At 38.6% G+C, this 21,598-nt stretch carries 13 protein-coding genes; 8 read left to right on the top strand and 5 right to left on the bottom strand.

The genetic code is table 11. The annotated features are described in order from the left end of the window. Positions 1–261: 261 nt before the first annotated feature. From ACYT6F_RS16635 to ACYT6F_RS16615, 5 genes are all read right to left on the bottom strand, one after another. A complete protein-coding gene (locus ACYT6F_RS16635; RefSeq protein WP_472598746.1) occupies positions 262–2,400 on the bottom strand; it encodes a hypothetical protein in 2,139 nt (712 codons plus the stop codon). 207 nt (positions 2,401–2,607) lie between these two features. Continuing rightward, complete coding sequence (locus ACYT6F_RS16630; protein ID WP_472598745.1) at positions 2,608–6,213, bottom strand: DUF4450 domain-containing protein; 3,606 nt, start codon at positions 6,211–6,213, stop codon at positions 2,608–2,610. A 1-nt stretch (position 6,214) separates the two neighbouring features. After that, positions 6,215–7,618, bottom strand: coding sequence for a glycoside hydrolase family 28 protein (locus ACYT6F_RS16625; RefSeq protein ID WP_472598744.1), 1,404 nt, complete (start codon positions 7,616–7,618; stop codon positions 6,215–6,217). A 93-nt stretch (positions 7,619–7,711) separates the two neighbouring features. After that, complete coding sequence (locus ACYT6F_RS16620) at positions 7,712–8,617, bottom strand: alpha/beta hydrolase (RefSeq protein WP_472598743.1); 906 nt, start codon at positions 8,615–8,617, stop codon at positions 7,712–7,714. 24 nt (positions 8,618–8,641) lie between these two features. Continuing rightward, complete coding sequence (locus tag ACYT6F_RS16615) at positions 8,642–9,898, bottom strand: glycoside hydrolase family 88/105 protein (RefSeq protein WP_472598742.1); 1,257 nt, start codon at positions 9,896–9,898, stop codon at positions 8,642–8,644. Between the two features lie 253 nt (positions 9,899–10,151). Here ACYT6F_RS16615 and ACYT6F_RS16610 point away from each other — a divergent pair, with 253 nt between their 5' ends. The 8 genes from ACYT6F_RS16610 (at position 10,152) to ACYT6F_RS16575 (ending at position 21,597) form a co-directional block, all read left to right on the top strand. Beyond that, positions 10,152–11,498, top strand: a complete 1,347-nt coding sequence (locus tag ACYT6F_RS16610; protein WP_472598741.1) for a sigma-54-dependent transcriptional regulator — start codon at positions 10,152–10,154, stop codon at positions 11,496–11,498. A gap of 6 nt (positions 11,499–11,504) precedes the next feature. Next, a complete protein-coding gene (locus tag ACYT6F_RS16605; RefSeq protein WP_472598740.1) occupies positions 11,505–12,659 on the top strand; it encodes an FIST signal transduction protein in 1,155 nt (384 codons plus the stop codon). Then, positions 12,649–15,816, top strand: a complete 3,168-nt coding sequence (locus ACYT6F_RS16600; protein WP_472598739.1) for a response regulator — start codon at positions 12,649–12,651, stop codon at positions 15,814–15,816. Before ACYT6F_RS16605 ends, ACYT6F_RS16600 begins: the two co-directional genes overlap by 11 nt. Before the next feature lie 122 nt (positions 15,817–15,938). Continuing rightward, complete coding sequence (locus ACYT6F_RS16595) at positions 15,939–16,376, top strand: response regulator (RefSeq protein ID WP_472598738.1); 438 nt, start codon at positions 15,939–15,941, stop codon at positions 16,374–16,376. Positions 16,377–16,404: 28 nt separating this feature from the next. Next, complete coding sequence (locus tag ACYT6F_RS16590) at positions 16,405–17,112, top strand: polysaccharide biosynthesis/export family protein (protein ID WP_472598737.1); 708 nt, start codon at positions 16,405–16,407, stop codon at positions 17,110–17,112. A gap of 8 nt (positions 17,113–17,120) precedes the next feature. Further along, a complete protein-coding gene (locus ACYT6F_RS16585) occupies positions 17,121–19,268 on the top strand; it encodes a GumC family protein (RefSeq protein WP_472598736.1) in 2,148 nt (715 codons plus the stop codon). After that, positions 19,265–20,491, top strand: a complete 1,227-nt coding sequence (locus ACYT6F_RS16580; RefSeq protein WP_472598735.1) for a lipopolysaccharide biosynthesis protein — start codon at positions 19,265–19,267, stop codon at positions 20,489–20,491. The genes ACYT6F_RS16585 and ACYT6F_RS16580 overlap by 4 nt, the downstream gene beginning before the upstream one ends. Beyond that, positions 20,482–21,597 carry a glycosyltransferase family 4 protein gene (locus ACYT6F_RS16575; protein ID WP_472598734.1) on the top strand — a complete coding sequence of 372 codons (1,116 nt, stop codon included), beginning with the start codon at positions 20,482–20,484 and terminating at the stop codon, positions 21,595–21,597. Before ACYT6F_RS16580 ends, ACYT6F_RS16575 begins: the two co-directional genes overlap by 10 nt. The last annotated feature ends 1 nt before the right edge of the window (position 21,598 follow it).

The following is a 21,598-nucleotide window of genomic DNA, read 5'->3' as shown; positions in this document are numbered from 1 at the left end:
ATAATCTGTTAAAGAAGACAAGTTACAAAAATTTAAAATAACTGATAATCGTCATGTTTAATTAAATATTGAACTGTAAGTCGATAATTTCAAATAGTTTACATTTTTTTATTTATATGAGTTTAAATTATTCAAATTACCGATTCTGTAATGTAAAACGATGATAACTCCGATTTTATTGTAAACTTTAAACCACAAACCCTGAACAAAAAAGCCTGCCTACTATCTGGACAGACTTCAACTATATGAATGTGAAACTTTTTAAGGCATCTTTTTAAAACCTTCTGCTTTTATTTTCCATGTGCCATCTTTCGGGAAACCGGGAAATTGTCCTGTCGAACTGTCCCAGCCTTCCAGCATCATGGCAACGGCTGTTAAAGTTCCGCCGTTTCCGGGAAGGTAAATCCTTAAACGCCCGTCCTGGAAATTATGGCCGTTTTTTAAATAAGTATTGGTCTGAATATCCATAAATAAAGCATCCAGTGCTTTCTTCGGAAGTCCGAGCCTTGCAGCCGTCATCGCTGTCATCGGGAAATCCCAGCCCCATGTATGGCTCCAGTTCCATCTTTCCCAAACAATGTCCAGCGTATTTTTCATGATTTTTTTATCCAGTTTCGGAGACTCCGGAACCATTCCGAGTGCGCCTAAAACAGATGGATGATCCGTCATCCATTTCGGAAAAGTGAAAGAATCTTTTGCCGATTCGGTTGATAAATAAACACCGTCCTGAACAGGAAGCGGAGCTAATTTCGTAATAACGTCGTCCCATTTTTTATCTCTCGGTTCGCCCAGTCTTTCTTTCCACTGCTGAGCAACTTTCAATGCCCAATCCCAATATGCCACTTCATAAGTCGGGTTGAAAGTATCTTTTGCCGGAAAAACTTCCTGCGCCGGAATCACCCCTTTTCCCAGATTATAACGGCTCTTTTCTTTGTCATACGTTGCAAAATCAGCCATAAATTCTGCAGTTGCAAAAACCAGGTCTTTGTATTTTTCGAGAACTTTTCGGTCTTTATTGTTGCGGTATAAAAGTTCGGTCATATAAATTAAATGCGGCTGTTCCCAAATCAGAAATGCTGCAACAGAAGACGGACTTTCATTGCCTTCATTATCCGACATCTTGATCCAGCGAACGCCTTTATAACCTTGTCTTTCGGCTAATTTTTTAGCTTTTTCAAATGACCTGAAATAGTAATCCATTTGTTTTTCCAGGATTTCCGGTCTGCCCCATAAAGCGTAGTGAACACCGTGCCACCAGTGCATTTCCGTGTGTGGCTTTCCGTACCAGCTGTTGAATGTAAGTCCCGTTTCCTGGGGAGGATTGCTTCCTCCACACTGAACTTTTGTTAAATATTCAGAAAGAACGATCCTGCGTTCCAGTTCATTGGCTCTTTTGTCCGTACTTCCTTCAAAATCAACGGCTGCACCGCTTTCCCAGAAGTTTTTCCAGCTCGTAGTACTTTCTTTTTCAGCATCGGCAAATAACGTCTTAGTACTTTTCTGATTTTTAGGTGAAAATTCTACAGTCAATTCGGCGCTTTTGTTGCCTGGAGAAGGTTCATATAAGAAATAATGTTTTCCTGCCTCACTTAATTTTCCGTCGGTGAAATACAATTGTGTAAAATAATCGGCAGTCTGCAGTTTATGCTCAATCAATCCCTGATTTGAATCTGATGACATCAGTTTTGTAGAATGCTGATTTTCATTTCCGTAAAAAGCCGCTTCATCCAGAAACTGTCCGCTCGGATAAGGATAACGTGCAAAAATTTTCAGCCTCTTTTGCTTAATGAGATCCGATTCAATTTTAACCCCGATTTTATCTGAATTTTGAAAAGCAGCCGTCCATACTTTTACAGGAATTCCTTCCAGGGAAAATTCACTGGTAATAATTCCTGTCCAGAAATCAATTTTCTGATTGATATTCTGTAAATCTGAAATCTGTGCTTTTTTGCCGTCTTTTTTAATCAGTTCAAGACCGATATTTCCCAATTGCAAGCGGTGCTGATTGACACGGAAATATTCCACCGCTTTTTTATTGCGCTCCGGCTCTTTGATTTGAACGCTATATAAAGCATTTCTTCCGTCATTATTGAAGTCGTACGGTTTTAAGGTTTCTTCAAATTTATAGTTTTCTGTATTCGGAAAACTGTTCCAGCCCCATTCCGACTGCGTTCCCAAAGAAACTCCGTTTTTATAATATTCCGGGAACGACTGCATTCCGGTAACATCAACCGTATAGGCAAATTTTCCGTTTCCAACCGTTAAAGTCGACAGTGTATCGGCTGTGACGTTAACCACATTATGTCGCTGAACAACTTTCTTACGGTCGATTTTCTGAGCATTCATTGAAGAAAATCCAATGCAGAAAAGACTCAGATATATTACAATTTTTTTACTCATATTATTTTATTTTAATTATTGAATTCGTGAATCTTCGATTTCAATTTTAATTATTTTTTAACGCAAAAGAGACAAAAGATTTTCTCTTCTTATTTAGATATTTAAAAGTTGGCAAAACGAAAACTCATAACAATATATTTTGCAAACTTTTGAATTTCTTATTTTCAAGCATTTCTTTTGAATCTTTTGTGGTTAAATATTTCATATTTATTTCAAAACAGTAGCGCTCATCATTCCAATCACCACATCATTGCTCACAGCTGTTAATTTTATTGATTTTAATTCTTTATCCGGGTTAATAGGCAAATCCAGAATCGTAGCAGCCCCACCATCAACCTGGCGGTCCGTAAATCCTTTGATGCTCGAGTATTTACTCAATGTTCCGCCTTTGTACAATTCTCCCGTTTTCAGTTTTACCCGGTACGGAATTTTATCATCCGGAATTTCAAACGCAAAATTGTCATCAAACAGATCCTGCTCAATCGGCCACCAATTGGTCGGATTTTTCAATTCTAATTCTGCAGTTGAGCCATCGGTATATTGAACGGTAATTGTTCCATTCACAATCTGCGACTGCATCGGATTGGTAGAGCCGGCCATCAGGAAATAGATTTTCTTTCCTTTTCCATTCAAAGGAATTTCTATTGAATCAGGATAATTGTCCCACTGACTTGCAAATGCAATGTTTTTGTCGGTTTTATCAATCAAAAAAGGAATTCCTAAGAAATTAACTTTGCTGTTTTTTCGGTTATTCATTAGACCGCTGTCATCGATCTGAGCCGTAATCAACGGGTAGCACCAGTTTCCGATTCCCTGCCACGGAAGCTGTAAAGTAGGAACCTTTAATCTTGGAGAAAGATATTTCTGATTGAAAATCTCCGTAACTTTTTCATTGTATTCTGATGCCAATGAAATGTTGTTGAATTCACCGCGACTTTCAATTTCCCAATCGGTGATTTCAATATTTTGCTTAATTCCATTATATTCAAGCTCGATTGAATTGGTTCCTTTGCTTAAATATTTCGCAGGAATTTCAACGGTTTTATTTTGATTTTTTAGAATGCTGAAAGTTTGAGTTAAACCATTAACACTAAGTTTTCCATTAATTGGATCGTCTGATTTGGATTGAATCTGAAGATTCTGATTGATCCATTTTGTTTCCAGAGGAAAACGGATATCTACATTCACGGGCTGCCACCATGTTATTCCATTTTGCTCCACCTGAACGAAAAAAGTTCCTTTTCTTTCTTCCTGAATGAGACTGAATGTTGAGCTGACCACCCCGTCTTCTCGCTTCGATCGAATCCACCCCTCCGAAGGAGGGGAATTTTTAATGAGTTCTTGCGGGTCGTAGATTTGCTTAATTTTCTTTTTTGAATCGAAATTCAACTGAAGGTTTTCAGAAATATAGCTGATATAATCCGTTTGCTCGTTTTTCAATTCTTCTCCGGAATACTTAATTTCTATTTTAAAATCTTTTCCTTTCGGCGTTTTAAACTGAATAATTGGCTGTGAAATAGAGTTCGGTTTAATTTTCCAATCAACATTTTTACCATTTACTTTCACCCATCTGATGTTGGACCTATTCACAGAAATCTGCATTTCCAGCGAAACAGAATTCTGATAATTTGATTTAAACAGATACTCTGTTTTTTTTGAATTTCTTCTAAACTTATATTTCCAATCCGGAAGTTTGAGCTCAGCAGAATTCCAGTCTTTCGGAAAGCCCGGTTTGATGCTGATTTTATTTTCCAACAAATTCGGATAAACCCCGAAAAGTCCTTCTGTCAATGTTCTTGAAGCAACGCCAATCGGGTCGGCAAAATCACGGTACAGTTCTCCGCGAAACGCATCATAATGGGAAAGCTGCTCAAAATTGCCCGGACTGATTCCGTAATACATACTTTCTGACAAATTTCCCTTCCAAAGCTGATAGGCTTCATCATTTCTTCCTGCCTGCCAATATGCTAAAGCGGTCTGTAAATTTTCCGCCAAAGCTACATTGTTGATCGACCAGTCATACGGCTGCCAGTTGGTTGTTGAAAGTGTGTAATAATTTTTATTTTTTTCCCCTTTTACCGTCACCGGAATCTTCGGAGTGTAATTATTAATGTATTGTAAGTTCTGATAATCTTCAAATTCATTCAGAATAAATGCATCAGAAACGTGATAAATCGACCACACTCCCGGTTTGTCGTGAACAATTTGATTGCCCAAAGCATCCTTATATTCAGCAAAATAGCCTTTGTTTTTAATCCAAAGTTCATTTTTCATTGCCTTTAAAATTGCATCTGCTTCCTGTTCGTAAGGCTGCGGGTTTTCACCGATCAATTTTGCAAGTTTGGCCATTTCACGGTTGGCCCTATAATTATATGCCGAAGTGTGAGTGACTTTTCCACCCGAATATTGCAGTGCATCGCTTGCCCAAATCGCAGCGTAGGCATCATACAAATCACCACGCTTGAAATTCCGCTTTTCCCAATCCATATGGCGAACCATCATCGGCCACATTTTTTTCAGGAAGTCTTTGTCTCCCGTGTAATTAAAATGCGAAAAAAGCTGGTCAAAAAACACCAGATTCATATCATAATGATGCGGTTTTGTGTTGTCATTCGGATTTCTGGAAATATATCCGCTTGAAAAAACCGAAGTACCCATTTTTTCTTCATGCCTTGCTAAATGACGAGCGGTATCCATTACAACAGGGGCAAAATCGGGCTTCAAAACCTGAGAATTGGCGTAACTTTCAAAATGTTCTTTCGCTCTGTCGTGCCAACTCAACGCATCGGCTGCATAGGCACCACGCCACGCATTCAACCGCATTCTCCATGCAACGGCACCGTGAAGGAAGGTCGGACTTTCCCATATTCCGTCAGCAGCAACAGCTAAATTCGCTCCGAAATTATTCAAATCTGCATCCGGAGTTTTTAACTGAATTCGATTCGTTAATGTTAAACGGGATTGTTCCGCTTCATTAAAGATGTTCTTCAACTCTTCATCGGAAAAATTCTTGTCAGATTTTCCTTTGACAATCTGAATGAAAACCGGCTGCTTTTGCGAAGAATAAGAGGCGTAAACAATCGGAGATTTATCTATTTTATTTTGAGTAAACTCGGCCAGTTTTTCTAATGTTGTCGCGTCCGTTTGCTGTAAGGAATTTACATTTGAAAAACTTCCGCTGATAGTCTGGGCTTCTCTTTTCTTATTTAAATATGATAGCTGAAACTGATTTTTATTAATCTGAAATTGATTGTTCAGGCAATATTCCGGTAACAGGTAAAATCCGGATTCCGGATCTGCACCAATATCACCGTTTCTGCTGAACGTCGTGCCGCTTGCTCCGCCGTAAACCGCATAGATTTTTGTGGATGAATCAACATTTACAGTTTCCATCTTCACCACTAAACCTTCTTCTTTAGCCTGCGCCAAGACAGTCAGTTTTATGCTTCCGTTTCCAAGAATCGGATCTTTAATTTCGTACAGCATTGAACCAGGCCGATAACGGGTTTCGATATTCTCAGCCTGAATTAATTTTTTGATTGAATTTCCTTTTTGAATAACGAATTGAAGATTTCCGCCCATTCCGGGAAGGTACAGTGCAAATTCCGGCAAATCTCCCGCTTCAACTCTTGATGCACGATTGTCTCCGTACAAAGCACGATTAAAACGGTATTTTCCGTTAACCAGTAAAAAATCACCGTTGTCTTCTTTGTAATGCAGCTCACGATTGCTGTTCTGCCAATGTTTTGATTGGGCGAAAGCGTTTGATAATGATAAAAGAATCAGTCCGGCGACGATGGTCTTTCTGCGCATTTTATGGTTTTAACTCGGTTAAAGGCTTTCCGTTTACGGTTACATTTTTTAAGATCACGTTTTTCATATAATCCACTTTGTACGGAACCTGTACACCGACCATTTTAGCATTAATCATGGTAAAATCAGTAACCGGAGAGGATTCGTATGCATCAGAAAATACGGCATATTTCCCACCTTTATCGACAGTTAAATTTTCAACCCAGATATTTCTGATGGTCGGAATATGATTTCCGGGCTTTTCATAATGCATATTGAAACGTACCGCAGCTTCTTTATAAGCGCCAACTTTTGTGTTGTAGAAAAATACGTTTTCGATAATTCCGCCACGGCTTGAACTGGTTTTGATCCTCAGCGCACGATCAAGATTTTTACTGTCCATCACATTTCCGATGGCATAAATGTTTTTTGCACCGCCGGCAATTTCGCTTCCGATAACGACTCCGCCATGACCGTCTTTCATTTCACAGTTTTCAATAATGTGGTTTTCGGCAGGTCTTCCGATATCTCTTCCGTCTTCATCTCTTCCGGATTTGATGGCGATACAGTCGTCTCCGGTATCGAAATAGGAATCTTTAATCCAGACATTTTTGCAGGCTTCAGGATCGAAACCATCATTGTTGGGTCCGTGACTGATGACTTTTACTCTTTCAATGAGTACATTTTCACATAGAACAGGATTCAGATTCCACATTGGTGAGTTTTTAACCAGCACATCTGCCATGTAAAAGTTTTTAGATTTATAAGGCTGAACGAAATTAGGTCTTAAATAATAACCGTCCCCGAAAATTCTTTCTCTGGCAGGTTTTCTCTGCGCCATATATTCGTGGAGCTTTGCGCGGGCAGGATTTTGTCTTCCCGGGCGGGACTCATTGTAACCATATTTTGTTGCACCGCACCAGAACCACCAGTTGTCATTGTCTGCATTTCCATCCAAAGTTCCTTTTCCGGTAACGGCGATATTTTCTTCTTCGTAAGCGTAAATTAAGGATGAATAATTCATGCATTCCATTCCTTCCCAACGCGTGAAAACGATGGGGTAGTCGTTGCTATCACGGCTGAACAAAATCGTAGAACCGTCTGTTAAATGAAGATTGACGTTAGATTTAAGATAAATTGCTCCCGTTAAGAAGACTCCGTTGGGAACAACAACTCTTCCGCCTCCTTCAGCATTACACTTTTCAATGGCTTTTTTGAAAGCTTCCGTATTTTTTGTTTTTCCGTCTCCTACAGCGCCGAAATCGGTAATCAGGTAATCGGCATTTCGGAATGTTGGTTTTTTAATCTGTTTTTTTAAATCTTTAATCTCTTTTAAAGGTTGTTTTGAAGAACTCCATGGTCTGTACTGTGCGGAAACAGTAACTGAAAAGACTAAAAAAAGCAGAAGTGGAATATATTTTTTCATAAGAATCAAGGTGAAAATTTTAGAATGGTTTCTATGTATTGCAATCTAAAATAAATATAAGAATTGATTATCCTGCACTGTCGGTTACAAAAGTTATTGCGTAGCGAAAAGAGTCTTGAGCCAGTCGGAACAGAGCTTTTTCCAATTATCTGTGAGTCCAGATGTATTGGTAATTCCTATTTTATGTTCGCCTTCGGGAAATATAAACAGTGCGCCTTTTACTTTATTTTTCGTCATTGCCTGATAATAGAGAATACTGTTCATTACAGGAACGGTTTTATCATTTTGTGCATGAATCAATAGTGTTGGCGGTGTTTTGTCCGTTACCCTGTTTTGCATGGAATATTCGGTGATTTTTTCCTGGGATGCATTTTCACCTAATAAACTATTGCGGCTTCCGAGGTGTGCAAATTCGCCCAAATCAATAACCGGGGAAACCAGAATCGCAAAATTGGGAATTGTTGAAATGGATGTCCAGTCGGCTTTCAGTTCTGTGTAATCAGTTGTGATATTACTGACTGATGCTGCGAGATGTCCGCCGGCTGAAGTTCCGATTACGCCAATCTGGTCGGGAGAAATACCATATTGTCCGGCGTTTTTTCTGAGATATTTTACAGCAGCCTGAATATCCTGCAACGGAGCAATTTCCCGCTGCTTTACATCCGGGGAAATCGGCAATCGATAATTCAGAACAAATGCTGAAATTCCTAAGGTATTAAACCACTTGGCGATCTGGTAACCGCCAAGATCATACGTAAGTTTGTAATAACCACCGCCGGGAATAACAATGACCGCCATTGGTTTTCGTTCTTCTTTTGGAGGTAAAAAGGCAAATAGTTCGGGTTCTTTGATCTGAATGATTCTTCCGTCCTTTTCTTCGGTTTTTAATGATAAACCTTTTGAGTTCGGCATCTGGCCTTTTGGCCATAAGGTGATTTTTTCCTGTGCAAAAATTAAATTTATCAATAAAAGGCTTAATATGAATCCTAATTTTTTCATTGTCATTGAGATAGCTAAATACATTTATTTTCTTTCAAATTCTATACTTGCCAGAATGAAAGGTCCCGTTGCTTTAGCATCGTTAGAACGGATTTTTTCATTGACATAATACTCATACGAGCCGTCTCTGTAGGGCTTTCCTCCTAAACCGGCAACCGCACAGCACTTGTTGAGATTTACCACGCCATTTTCGTCTACGGTAATTAAATTTTTAATAATTCCATCGTATCCTTTTTTAGCATATACTTTATACGATTGAGGAAGATAGCCTTTGTTCACAGATTTGACCATCATGTACACAAACATCGCAGATGCCGAAGCTTCGGTGTAATTTCCTTTTTCACCTGCTTTATCGAGAACCTGGTACCACAATCCGTTTTCTTTATCCTGAACTTTGATAATAGCGTCAGCAAATGATTTGATGTAAGAAATCAACCGGGCTCTTCCGGGATGGTTTTGCGGTAAATAATCCAGAACGTCAACCATTGCCATTCCGTACCAGCCCATTCCTCTGCCCCAGAAATTGGAAGATAATCCTGTTTCTTTATTGGCCCAGGCTTCCTGTCTGCTTTCATCCCAGCCGTGATACAGCAATCCTGTTTTCTTGTCTAAAAGATTTTTCTGCACCGAATCGAACTGGAAAACAATATCATCATAAGCTTTTGCGGCATCTGTCTCTTTTGAGAAATCTTTTGTGTAATGCGTGTAGAAAGGCATTCCCATGTAAAGACCATCCAGCCAGACCTGGTACGGATATATTTTTTTGTGCCAGAAAGAACCTTCTTTGGTTCTTGGCTGCCCGTCAATTTGTAGTCTTAAGGTGCGGAGCGCTTTCAGGTACTTTTCTTTTTTTTCTTTTTCATAAAGATAAAGCAATACGTTTCCGCTGTTCAGAAGATCAATATTGTATTTTTCCAGTTCGTAAGTAAGTATTGTCCCGTCTTCTGAAACCAGCTTATCTCCGAAGCTGCTGATGTAGTCGTAATATTCTTTCTTGCCGGTTTTTGCATAGAGCTGTTCGGCACCGTCCAGTACAATGGCTGAAGGATAGGTCCACTTCGGGCTTTTGCTGAAATCGAGCATCCATGATTCCGGGAAGCGGTGCATTTCCGAAAGCAGCATTCTTTCTGACCAGTTCAGATGGGTAGGGATAATTTTACCTGATTGGGTTTTTGCCGTTTCAGTTTTTTTCTGAATTGTTGATTGTGCCGAAGCTAAAAGTATTCCTGCGTGTAAAGCTGTGAAAACCAGAATTTTTATTTTAGAATTGAATAAACTCATTATTATTACATTTTAAATAACTGCAATCTAAAATAACCGGAGTTAAAAATTATCCTGCACTGTCGGGATTATTAATAATTTTAATTTATATCAGATTTATAAAATCGGGTTTATATTAAAATTTATTTCATAAAATACCATCAATAATTATTTATTATTTTTAATTTTTTTATTTAAATAGAAAATAATTCTTAATCTAACGAAAAGTTTTTAAATTAGTAATAAAATAAAACTAAACAAACCAGCCACAATAATGAAAATTTTTCTAGTTGATGATGATCCTTTCTTCGCGGAAATGCTCAAATATTATCTGCAGCTGAATCCTGATTATGACGTTCATATCTGCAATACCGGAAAAGAGTGTCTTTCTGCACTTTACCAGGCTCCGGATATCATCTGTATTGATTTCGGACTGCCCGATTTGCAGGGCGATGAGTTATTTACCCAAATCAAGAATTTATATCCGGATCTTCCCATTATCGTCATCAGCGGCCAGGAAAACATCGAGGTAGCCGTGAATTTCTTAAAGCTTGGTGCAAAAGATTACATCGTAAAAAACGAACATACAAAAGAGCTGCTCTGGAACTCGATTATCCGGCTTAAAGAAACCATTTCTTTGAAACAGGAAGTGGAAGACCTGAAGGATGAACTCGGAACCAAATATGCTTTTGAAAAAACAATCATTGGCCAAAGCGAATCCATAAAAAAGACATTTTCGAAAATCAATAAGGCTTTACAATCAAATATCAATGTTTCGATAACCGGCGAAACAGGTACAGGAAAAGAGGTTGTGGCTAAAGCGATTCATTATAATTCTGCCAGAAAAAACAAACCTTTTATAGCGGTTAACATGGCTGCCATCCCGAAAGAGCTTGTAGAAAGTGAATTCTTCGGTCATGAAAAAGGCTCGTTTACAGGAGCTGCGGAAAGAGCAATAGGGAAATTTGAACAGGCTAATGGCGGAACGATCTTCCTGGATGAAATTGCAGAACTTGATCTCAATATTCAGAGTAAGCTGCTTCGGGCCCTCCAGGAAAGAGAAATTACCAGAGTGGGAGGTAGCCAGAAAATAAAGCTTGATGTGCGGGTAATTACTGCAACCCATAAAGATCTTGCTCAGGAAGTAAAAGTGGGAACTTTCCGGGAAGACTTGTACTACAGGATTATTGGTCTTCCCATAGAACTTCCGCCACTTCGTGATAGGGAACAGGATACTTTGATTCTGGCAAGACATTTTATAGAACTGTTTGCCAAAGAAAATAAAAGCAAACCGTTAGTCTTATCCAACGAAGCTAAAAAAAAGCTTCTTTCTTATGGCTTTCCCGGAAATGTGCGGGAGCTCAAATCAGTCATTGATCTGGCATGTGTGATGTCTGATCAGGCAGAGATTATGGCAGAAGATATTACTTTTTATAATCTCGAAAAAAAATCGGAAAATTTTCTTAACGGTCAGAAAACGCTTAAAGAATATACAACCGATATTATCATACACTTCCTGAAAAAGAATAACAATGATGTGATTAAAACAGCAAAAATGCTGGATATAGGGAAATCTACGATCTATAATTTACTCCAGCAAATAGAAAATAAAAACACATAACCTCTTATGAAAGCTGCAAAATTACTTTATAAAAACAAAGAATGGAAGCTTGAAAGAAATGATGAGAAACTTGATTACCAAAATGCCGGACTGGTTTTGGCATATGGCGCAAGAGCGATACTTGAAGATGAAACTTTTTTCAGTGTATTAAAAGAAAAATTCCCAAAAGCGGAGATTGTTTTGGCATCATCTTCCGGAGAAATCTTCAGCAATGAGGTGTATGATGACGCCGTAGCCGTTACGGCCATCAGCTTTGACGAAGCGTTTCTAAAAACCTCTCAGATTGATATTACAGATTTTCCGGACAGTTATGAAGCCGGTAAAATGCTGATCAGCCGACTTCCAAAAGAGGATCTCAGATGGATATTCGTGTTGTCGGACGGAAGCCGGGTCAACGGAAGCCAGCTTGCTGAAGGGCTTAATTCGGGACGGCCGGCAAAGGTTTTGATCACCGGAGGTCTTGCGGGTGACGGCGATCATTTTGAAAAAACGGTGGTAGGCCTTAATGCTGTAGCTGAACCTAATAAGATCGTAGCCATAGGATTTTACGGTAATAATCTGGTGCTGTCTCATTCTTCCTATGGAGGCTGGGAAAGCTTCGGACTCGAAAAAACAGTTACAAAGTCCCGTCAAAATGTGCTTTACGAAATTGATGGAAGAAATGCACTTGAGCTGTATAAAAAATACCTGGGAAAATATGTTGAAGAATTACCGGGTTCAGCACTTCTTTTTCCACTGTCAATTACTTCAGAAAATCATCCTTATCCTGTAGTGAGAACTATTTTATCAGTTAATGAAAATGATGAGACAATGGTATTTGCAGGAGACATTCCGGAAGGCAGCAAAGTAAGATTCATGAAGGCCAATATAGACCGGCTGGTTGACGCGGCCCACGATGCTGCAGCCCAGTGTGTTAATATGTGTCACGAAAACCCTGCAATGGCAATTATTATCAGCTGTGTGGGAAGAAAACTGGTTTTGGGCGACCGTATCGCAGAAGAGGTAGATGTGGTAAGGGATGTTATGGGGCCGGATACTGTAATCACAGGATTTTATTCATACGGCGAAATATCACCCCTGCAGCCTTTTGATCATTGTGTTTTGCATAACCAGACCATCACTATTACGACCATCAACGAAACTACACAAAATGGAAATTAAATTTCACAAGCTTTTAAAAAGACAGATTGATAAATATCTGACCGAAGACTGCAAAAACAACCCGCAATTCAAAAACTTTATTCATGCAGTAAACGAATCCTACAAGTCTTTTGAGAGAGATAAAGACCTCATGAATCATGTTTTTAAGCAAAACGAACAAGAATATAACGAAATCAATGAAAACCTTAAGAATGAAAATATTCTTAAGCAAAAATCGATCTCTAATCTTTACGAGGTTATAAAAATTCTTGATCCTTCCGTTGAAAACCAGGATTCTGAAGATCTCACCGAGCTTTCATCCTATATATCCGAACAGCTGAAAAAGAGAATATTTTTACAGGAACAGCTTAACAACCAGCTCGGGTTTCAGAATCTTCTTATGGATATTTCTTCCGAGTACATCAATATCCCCATAGAAGAGGTGTCCCAAAGCGTTAATAAATCCCTCAGGGAAATGTCCGAATTTGTAAATGCAGACCGGGCGTATATTTTCAGATATGATTTTACAAAAAAAACCTGTTCAAATATCTATGAATACTGCAGTGAAGGCATCAGTCCGCAGATAGAAAATCTCCAGGATATTCCTCTTGAAATGATGGGAGACTGGGTTGAAATCAATAAAAAAGGAGGAGATATTTATTATCCTAATGTTCAGAAACTGCCCGAGAGCGACATTAAAGAAATTTTACAGGCACAGGATATTAAGAGTCTGTTTGTAATTCCGGCCATGATGCAGAATGAATGCCTGGGCTTTGTAGGTTTTGATTTTGTAAAAGATTATCACAATCTCTCGGATACTGAAAAGAATCTCCTCACCATATTCACTCAGGTTCTTGTAAACGTAAGGGAACGCCTTGTTCTTGAAAGAAACCTGTCACGAACTGTGGAAATGCTTAAAAAATTATTGGCCAATTTACAGTCCGGAATCTTAATGGAAGATGAAAAACGGCAGATTGTTTTTACCAATGATCTTTTTTGCAGAATGTTTAATATACCCGTCTCTGCCGATATGATGATCGGGATGGACTGCACGAATTCCGCAGAAGAATCCAAAGAACTGTTTAAAGATCAGGACCATTTTGTACAGAGAATCAACACAATCCTTACAGAAAAGAAAATTGTAACCAATGAACTTCTGGAAATGCAGGACGGAACATTTCTGGAGAGAGATTATATTCCTATTTTTATCAATGACCAATATCAGGGACATCTCTGGAAATACAATGATATTTCTGAAAGAAAGAGAGCGGAAGACCATCTCAAAAGGCAGGAGGAAAAATACCGTAACATCATTGCCAATATGAATCTGGGGCTTCTGGAAGTTGATAATAATCAAATGATCCGATACGCCAATCAGAGCTTTTGTGAAGTGTCAGGCTTTGAACCTAATGAGTTGATCGGTAAAAACCCGGCCCAGCTGTTTTTGTATGGCGAAAACAATATGCAGTTTCTTCGGGAGCAGATCGAATTGAGAAAAAAAGGAGTTTCAAGCGTCTATCAGCTTCCGGTAAAAAACAAGCGCGGAGAAATAAGATGGTGGGCAATAAGCGGTGCTCCGAATTATGATGATCAGGGAAACCTTCTCGGATCAATAGGCATCCACCTGGACATTACAGATCAGAAAAAGCTGGAAGAAGAGCTGAAACTGCAGAGAGCCAAAGCTCTGGAAGCCTCCAAAGCCAAAGAAGTTTTCCTGGCTAATATGAGTCATGAAATCAGAACTCCGCTGAATGCCATTATAGGATTTCTGCGCGAGCTGAAAAGAGTAGGAGTAAGCGGCTCGCAACAGGAATTTTTAGATTACAGCTACAATGCCTCACAACATTTATTATCGATTATCAACAATATTCTGGATATTTCGAAGATCGAATCCGGTGAAATGTTGCTGGAAAATAAAAACTTTTCATTAAAAGAAAGTGTTGAAAACGTAATTACCATACTCAAGCCCAAAGCACAGGAAAAAGGACTGATGCTTACCACGTCTTTTTCTGATAAGCTTTTTCCCACTTTTAAAGGAGATCCTTCAAAAATAGAGCAGATATTGTATAATATTCTTGGTAATTCTCTCAAATTTACCAACAATGGAAAAGTTGCGGTAGACTGTAAGGTTTTACAGGATCTTCCCCACCAGCAGACATTCTCGATCAGCATTACAGATACAGGGATCGGTATGAGCGAGGAATACGTCCGAAGTATATTTAAAAAATTTAATCAGGAAGACAGTTCCATTTCCAGGAAATATGGAGGTACCGGCTTGGGAATGTCGATCACCAGGGAACTTATTCATCTTATGAAAGGTGAAATTGACGTAAAAAGTGAAAAAAATATCGGAACGTGCATTACCATTCAGCTGGTTCTCAATAAAGGGTATCAGGAAGCGCACCAGGAAGTTTTAGCAGAAAATCAGCATATTGTGCTCGATGGCATCCGGGTATTACTGGTCGAAGATAATGAACTTAATCAGCTGGTTGCCGAAAATTCGCTGAAACACTATAACTGTATCGTGACGAAGGCAGATAATGGGAAAATCGCCGTAGAACTTCTCAAAAAAGAACAGTTTGATATTGTATTAATGGATATTCAGATGCCTCAGATGGATGGCATTGAAGCTACCAAAATATTACGGGAGGAAATGGGTATTAAAACTCCGATCATCGCCCTCACTGCCAATGCTTTTAAAAGTGAAATAGATAAATGCATCAGTATCGGAATGGATGATTATATAACCAAACCTTTTGCCGAAGAAAGCCTGATAAAGATCATTGATAAGCATATAAAGCAGCAAAGAAATCCTTCTGATGCAGTACCGGTAAAGCAAACTCCTTATGACCTGACCGGCATCAGAAAACTGGGACAGGGCGATGAAGCGTTTATCCGGAAAATAATTACATTATTTATCACGCAGACCCAGGAAATGATTCCTCTCATCGAACTTGCATTTAACGAAAAAAACTTTGCAGAAATTGCAAGGCTCGTTCATAAAATCAGGCCCAGTGTGGAAGCGGTGGGCATCACCTCTATATCAGGTGACCTCAAAGAGCTGGAAATTTCGGCTAAGGAGCAGAGTATGGATATTACAAGGCTGTTCTCTTTATTTGAAAAAATAAAAAATATACTGATGACGGCCATCAGCCAGATGAAGGAAGATCAATTATAAACTATCCAGAATCAGGATCGTATTCCATATTTTGGAAATAATTAAATTATTAAATTATTGTATTTCAGTTATTTAAACTAAAGGTATAATTGTGGAGACTGTTTTCGTAAATTAATAAAAAAATGGAAAACACCCACAATTTGAAACTCTTTATCGTAGATGATGATCAATTTTGCTCAAGCATGTATGAGCGGCATTTAAAAAACAATCATTACAGCGATATAACCATCTTTAGCAGCGGAACAGAATGCCTTAATGCGCTTCACCACAAGCCTGATATTATCTTCCTGGATCACAATATGGAAGACCTCAACGGTTTTGAAGTTCTAAAGAAAATCAAGCGGTATGATCCTAATATTTATGTGATCATGGTTTCTGCTCAACAAAGCATTGATACTGCAGTAGATACGCTTAAATACGGCACTTTCGATTATCTTATGAAAGGAAACGATGTCTGCGAAAAAATGATTGAGGCTATAGAAAAGATCATTAGTATCAGAAAGGAAATGGCTCAGAATAAATTTAAAACGATCAGGAAATTCTTCTCATTTTTATTTTAAGGCCATGTTGAAAAGGATAATATTATATATGCTTGTTCTTTTGTCGGCCCTTTCCTGTAAAACCTACAATGTGCTGGAAGAAGATAAAGCTTCACAGAATATGCAGGATTTCAGCTTTGATCCTTCTTACCAGTACAGAATCCGGAAAGACGATAAAATTACTTTATCCGTTTGGGGTCAGGACGATCTCAGTGTAGGATCGGTTTACGGAATTTATAATTCTAATGAAGTGTACGGAAAATGGCTGCTGGTAGATACCAACGGAAATATTGAAATTCCCAGGCTCGGGACGACTCTGGTCATCGGAAAATCTATTCCGGAACTTAAGGAAGAAATAAAAAACAAGCTTAAAAAATGGCTGGTAAATCCTATAGTTGATGTAAAAGTGCTCAACAAAGAGATTGCCGTTATGGGAGAAGTCCGCAATCCGGCCGTAATTCAGGTTGATAAAGACCAGAATACTTTGCTGGAGCTCGTCTCAAAAGCAGGCGGATTTGAAATGTACGCCAATCTGCAGTCAGTGAAGATATTAAGGCAGGAAGGCGAAAATGTAAGGGTAACAAATATCGATCTTACCAAAATGAAAGATGTTCCCAACCAGAATATCATACTGCATCCCGGGGATTACGTGATTGTTCCTTCCAAGAAAAGCAAGGATTTCGACAAGCGAATTTCTACCATTATACCTTTTGCTACAGTAACATCTGCTGCTGCGATATTAATCGGTCTCTTATAACCAATACCATGAACAACGAGAATGTAAGATTTTTAAGACCTCTGTTAAGAGGGCTTCCCATTGTGATTGCTGTAATGGTAATCTCCGTACTGTGTGCAAAAAAATATCTCAACTATGTCACCCCGATGTACGAAAGTACTGCGAAACTGAAACTTGCAGACACTCAGGAAGGAGTTCCCAGTGCCAATCTTTTTAAAGATTTTGATGTCTTTGCATCAGCTAATAAAATAAGCACTGAAATTGAGGTACTGAAGTCTACTTCCTTAATTGAGAAAACAATTGAAAAACTTCCCTTTTCTACAGAAATATACCGAAAGGGGAAAGTGCGTTCCGTAGAACTATTCAATGATTCTCCTATTAAGGCAGAAGCAACTTTTAACGATAACAAAAACTATGATAAAAGATTTCAGCTGGTTATTACATCCCAAAATCATTATACTTTACTACAACCAGGTTCTTCAAAAGAAATAAAAGGAACCTTTAATATCCCTATAACCATTAAAGGCGGAAAAATAGTACTGTCTAAAAATGAAAGTTATCTGGCAGCAAAACCTGATGCGAAAATTATCGACCATTATGAGTTTGAGTTTCTCAGCAGAGAAAAACTTTTAGATAAAATCAATAAAGATCTGGATATTGTTGCGGTTGATAAAGATGTTCCCGTTATCAGGATCAATTTTAAAAGCAACGTCCCGGAAAAAGCATCACGCTTTGTGAATACACTGGCTGAAACCTATATTGAAGACTATATCGAAAACAAATACCGCGCAGCCAATACCACGGTAGACTTTCTGAAAGAGGAAATCGGACAGGCCAACCACAAACTTTCGGATGCCGAAAACCGCATCGAGAATTACAGAGATCAAAAGAACATCATCAATATTCCGCAGGAAACGGAAACAGATCTCAGAAAAATTGCACAGCTGAAAATTCAGAAAAGCAATATTAAAATGAACCTTGATGCGATAAAAAATCTTAACAGTTATATCGAAAACGGAAAAGATAACTTTCCTGATCTGGCAACGAACTTTGAGGCATTCAACGATCTTCTTTCTACGGAAATGGTCAAAAATATAAAACAGCTCCAGGCCGAGAAAAAGGAACTTCTGCTCACGTATACTCCCGAGCATGAAAAAGTAAAGACCGTTGACGCCAAAATAAAAGATCTTACCGATTACCAGATTGAAAGCATTAAAAATACCGAAAATAACCTCCAGATTAAATATAATGACCTTGACCGGGATATTAATACTGCCGAACAGGCTTTCGTAGGTCTTCCGGAAAAGGAAAAATTGCTCAACATCATGAACAGGGAATTTAATCTGTATGAAAAAAACTATAATTTCCTCAATGAGAAAAGGATAGATGCGGAAATTGCTAAATCTGCGAAGATTTCTTTCCATAAAATTATCACCAGGGGAGAACTTCCGGATCATCCGGTATCTCCTATGCGTTCTATTATCATTATTGTTGCCGCAATTGTCGGGATGATTGGTTCAATTGTATTAATTTACGGCGTTCACTTTGCCAAAGCTAAAGTAAATGATATCTACACCATTGAAAAAAGCAGCTCCATTCCTATTGCGTTTTCGACTCCTTTTATCAAAAATAAAGAGCAGGTAATGCATCATTTCCTTGAGAATATTCTGGAGATGGATCTCAAAGGCATTCTTCAGGAAAAAAATATCATCTGTCTTACTTCCTATGATGATGCTTCACAGCATAAGTTCCACGCAGAACATATAATCAGCGCCTTAAAAGCTCAGTCAAGGAAGATCTTTGTAGCCGATGTGGCCGGAACATTAGAAGGCAAAATCGGGGAGCACTATATTAACTTTTCTGCAGGAGAATACCTTCAGCATACGGCTCATGAAATGGAAGATTTGCTCCGCCGGAGCATGGAAGATAAAGAGCTCTGCATCATCAACAACCAGGCTGTAAAACAGGGTAAACTTCCTTTGCTTTTTCTGAAGCTTGCAGATCAGAATATTTTTCTGCTGGACAGCCGTAAAACTGCGGCACATAATATCATGAATGTGGAACTCTTAAAAGATGAATACAAGCTAAATAATCTGTGGTTCGTTCTTAATAAAGAAAGGTATAATCCGAGCCTTATGACAACAATTATAAGAATGCTGAAAAAATTCAGATCATGAAAAACATCTTTAAAATAATACAAAAACACTCGTTTCTTGTGTTTACCGACCAGTTTATTTTCAGCGGATCCAATTTTCTTCTGGCGTTTCTTCTGGCCAGGAAGCTAAGCATTTCCGACTTTGGTTTTTTTTCGTCGGTTCTTCTGCTGACCTATCTTTTGGTAGCTGTTTGTAACGCGATTATTGTACAGCCGTTTCAGATTCTGGCAGCAAAAGAATTCGGTAAAAAATCTCTGGGTTTTGTACTTCAGGCGGCAATGATTTTGATATTGATTTTTGCATTGCTTATATTTTCGGCTAAATTTTTACCCGTTTCCTTTTTTAAAGTTCTTCAACATCATATTTTTTCCATTATCATTTTTGCAGCAGCTTATATCTTACAGGATTTCCTGAGAAAAGTTTTACTGATAATGGACAGGATTAAACTCGTGCTGCTCATTGACAGTGTTTTCATACTTGTCTTCCCTGTACTTATAATGGATGGGAACCTTACATTCGGCGAAAGCTTAATCGTTATAGGATTGGTAAACTTTCTGGCCTCTGTGCCGGGGTTATGGTATGTAATCAGAAATGCTAATTTCAGTCTTAAAAATTCTGTCCTCTGGCAGTATCACTGGACTGCAGGGAAATGGCTCGTAAGTGCATCGCTTCTACAGTGGTTTTCATCAAATTTCTTTACACTGGCCGCAGGTATGTATCTTGGGGTCAGTGCTTTGGGGGCGATGCGGCTGGTTCAGTCATTCTTCGGAGTCATTAATATCATTTTGCAGACGGTAGAAAACTATTATATTCCCAAAACGGCCAGGCTGTATTATCAGGATGATAAATCCATAAGAAAGAAACTATTTAAAAATATGGTACAGTGGATGTTGGTTTTAGGGGTTGTCATTTCATTGTTTTTCCTTTTTTCACAGCCGCTTATCACACTACTTGGCGGTGAAAAATACCGTCAGTACGGATTTGTTGTGAAACTCGTTGCCATGTTGTATCTTCTGATTATTTACAGCTATCCGACCCGCATTTCAATCAGGGTCCTTGAGCAGAACAAAGCATTTTTTACAGGATATTGTATTTCCTTCGTTTTTTCTCTGCTCAGTTTTCATTTTTTATTACAATTCGGAGGGTTGTACGGAGCTGTTGGCGGACTTGCCATGAATCAGATTCTGATGACTGCTTACTGGAAAATCCTTCTCAATAAAAAAAAGATATCGCTATGGGCATAGTACATCTTATACTAGGAAAAGCGAATCCCGAAAAAATGAACGGGGTCAACAAAGTCGTGTATAATATTGCTTCAAAACAAGCTGCAAAGGCTCTGAAAACTGAAGTCTGGGGAATCTCGGAAAGCACAGAAATCAATTATCCTGATAGAATTTTTACAACAAAAATTTTTAAAAGAAGGAAAAATCCATTTTCTATTCCTGAGGGTTTAAAAAAAGAAATCCTTCAAAGTGATCAGGATACCGTTTTCCATCTTCACGGCGGATGGATACCCGTATTTTCCTCATTAAGCAGGTTTTTGAAAAAACACAAGCGCAGATATGTGATCACGCCTCATGGTGCATACAACGCTGTTGCAATGAATAAGAGCAGGCTTCTGAAAAAAATGTATTTTAAGTGGTTTGAAAACAAAGTAATCATCAACGCTGAAAAAATTCACTGCATCGGAGAAAGCGAAGTCGAAGGACTTCAAACACTTCAACGCACTGACAAAGCGGTTTTGATCAATTACGGATTTGAAAAAATAAAGCCGGATCCCAATAAAATTTCTACGGAAGGACCTGCTGTTTTCGGATTTGTAGGAAGACTGGATATCTATACAAAAGGGCTGGATCTCCTTATTGAAAGTTTTGCAGCTTTTTCCGGACAATACCCGGAATCCGTACTATGGATTATCGGCGATGGTGCAGGCCGGAATCAACTTCATCATCACGTCAGGAAGTACCAGATAGGACATAAAGTAGAGCTGATGGGAAGTAAGTTTGGTGATGAAAAAAATGATCTGATCCGCAAAATGGATATTTTTCTGCATCCTTCAAGAAATGAGGGACTTCCGGTATCTGTCATAGAAGCCGCCGCTTTCGGAAAACCTTGCATTGTGACCAGAAATACCAACGTAGGACATCTTATAGAAAAATACAATTCGGGGATCAGCATTGCATTTCCCGATTCAGAACTTCTCACCCAGGCATTTATAAGAATGTATAACATCTTCAGAAACCGGGAAGATTACAAACTGATGAGTTTCCATGCCGTAAAAATGGTAGACGAAGCTTTTGACTGGGACAATATTATTTATGAAATGAACAAGAACCTTTACTGTATATAAA

This window comes from Chryseobacterium sp. NG-CE01 (assembly GCF_055695505.1).
The sequence above is the reverse complement of the archived record's forward strand: the minus strand, read 5'-3'. Positions and strand labels throughout refer to the sequence as shown.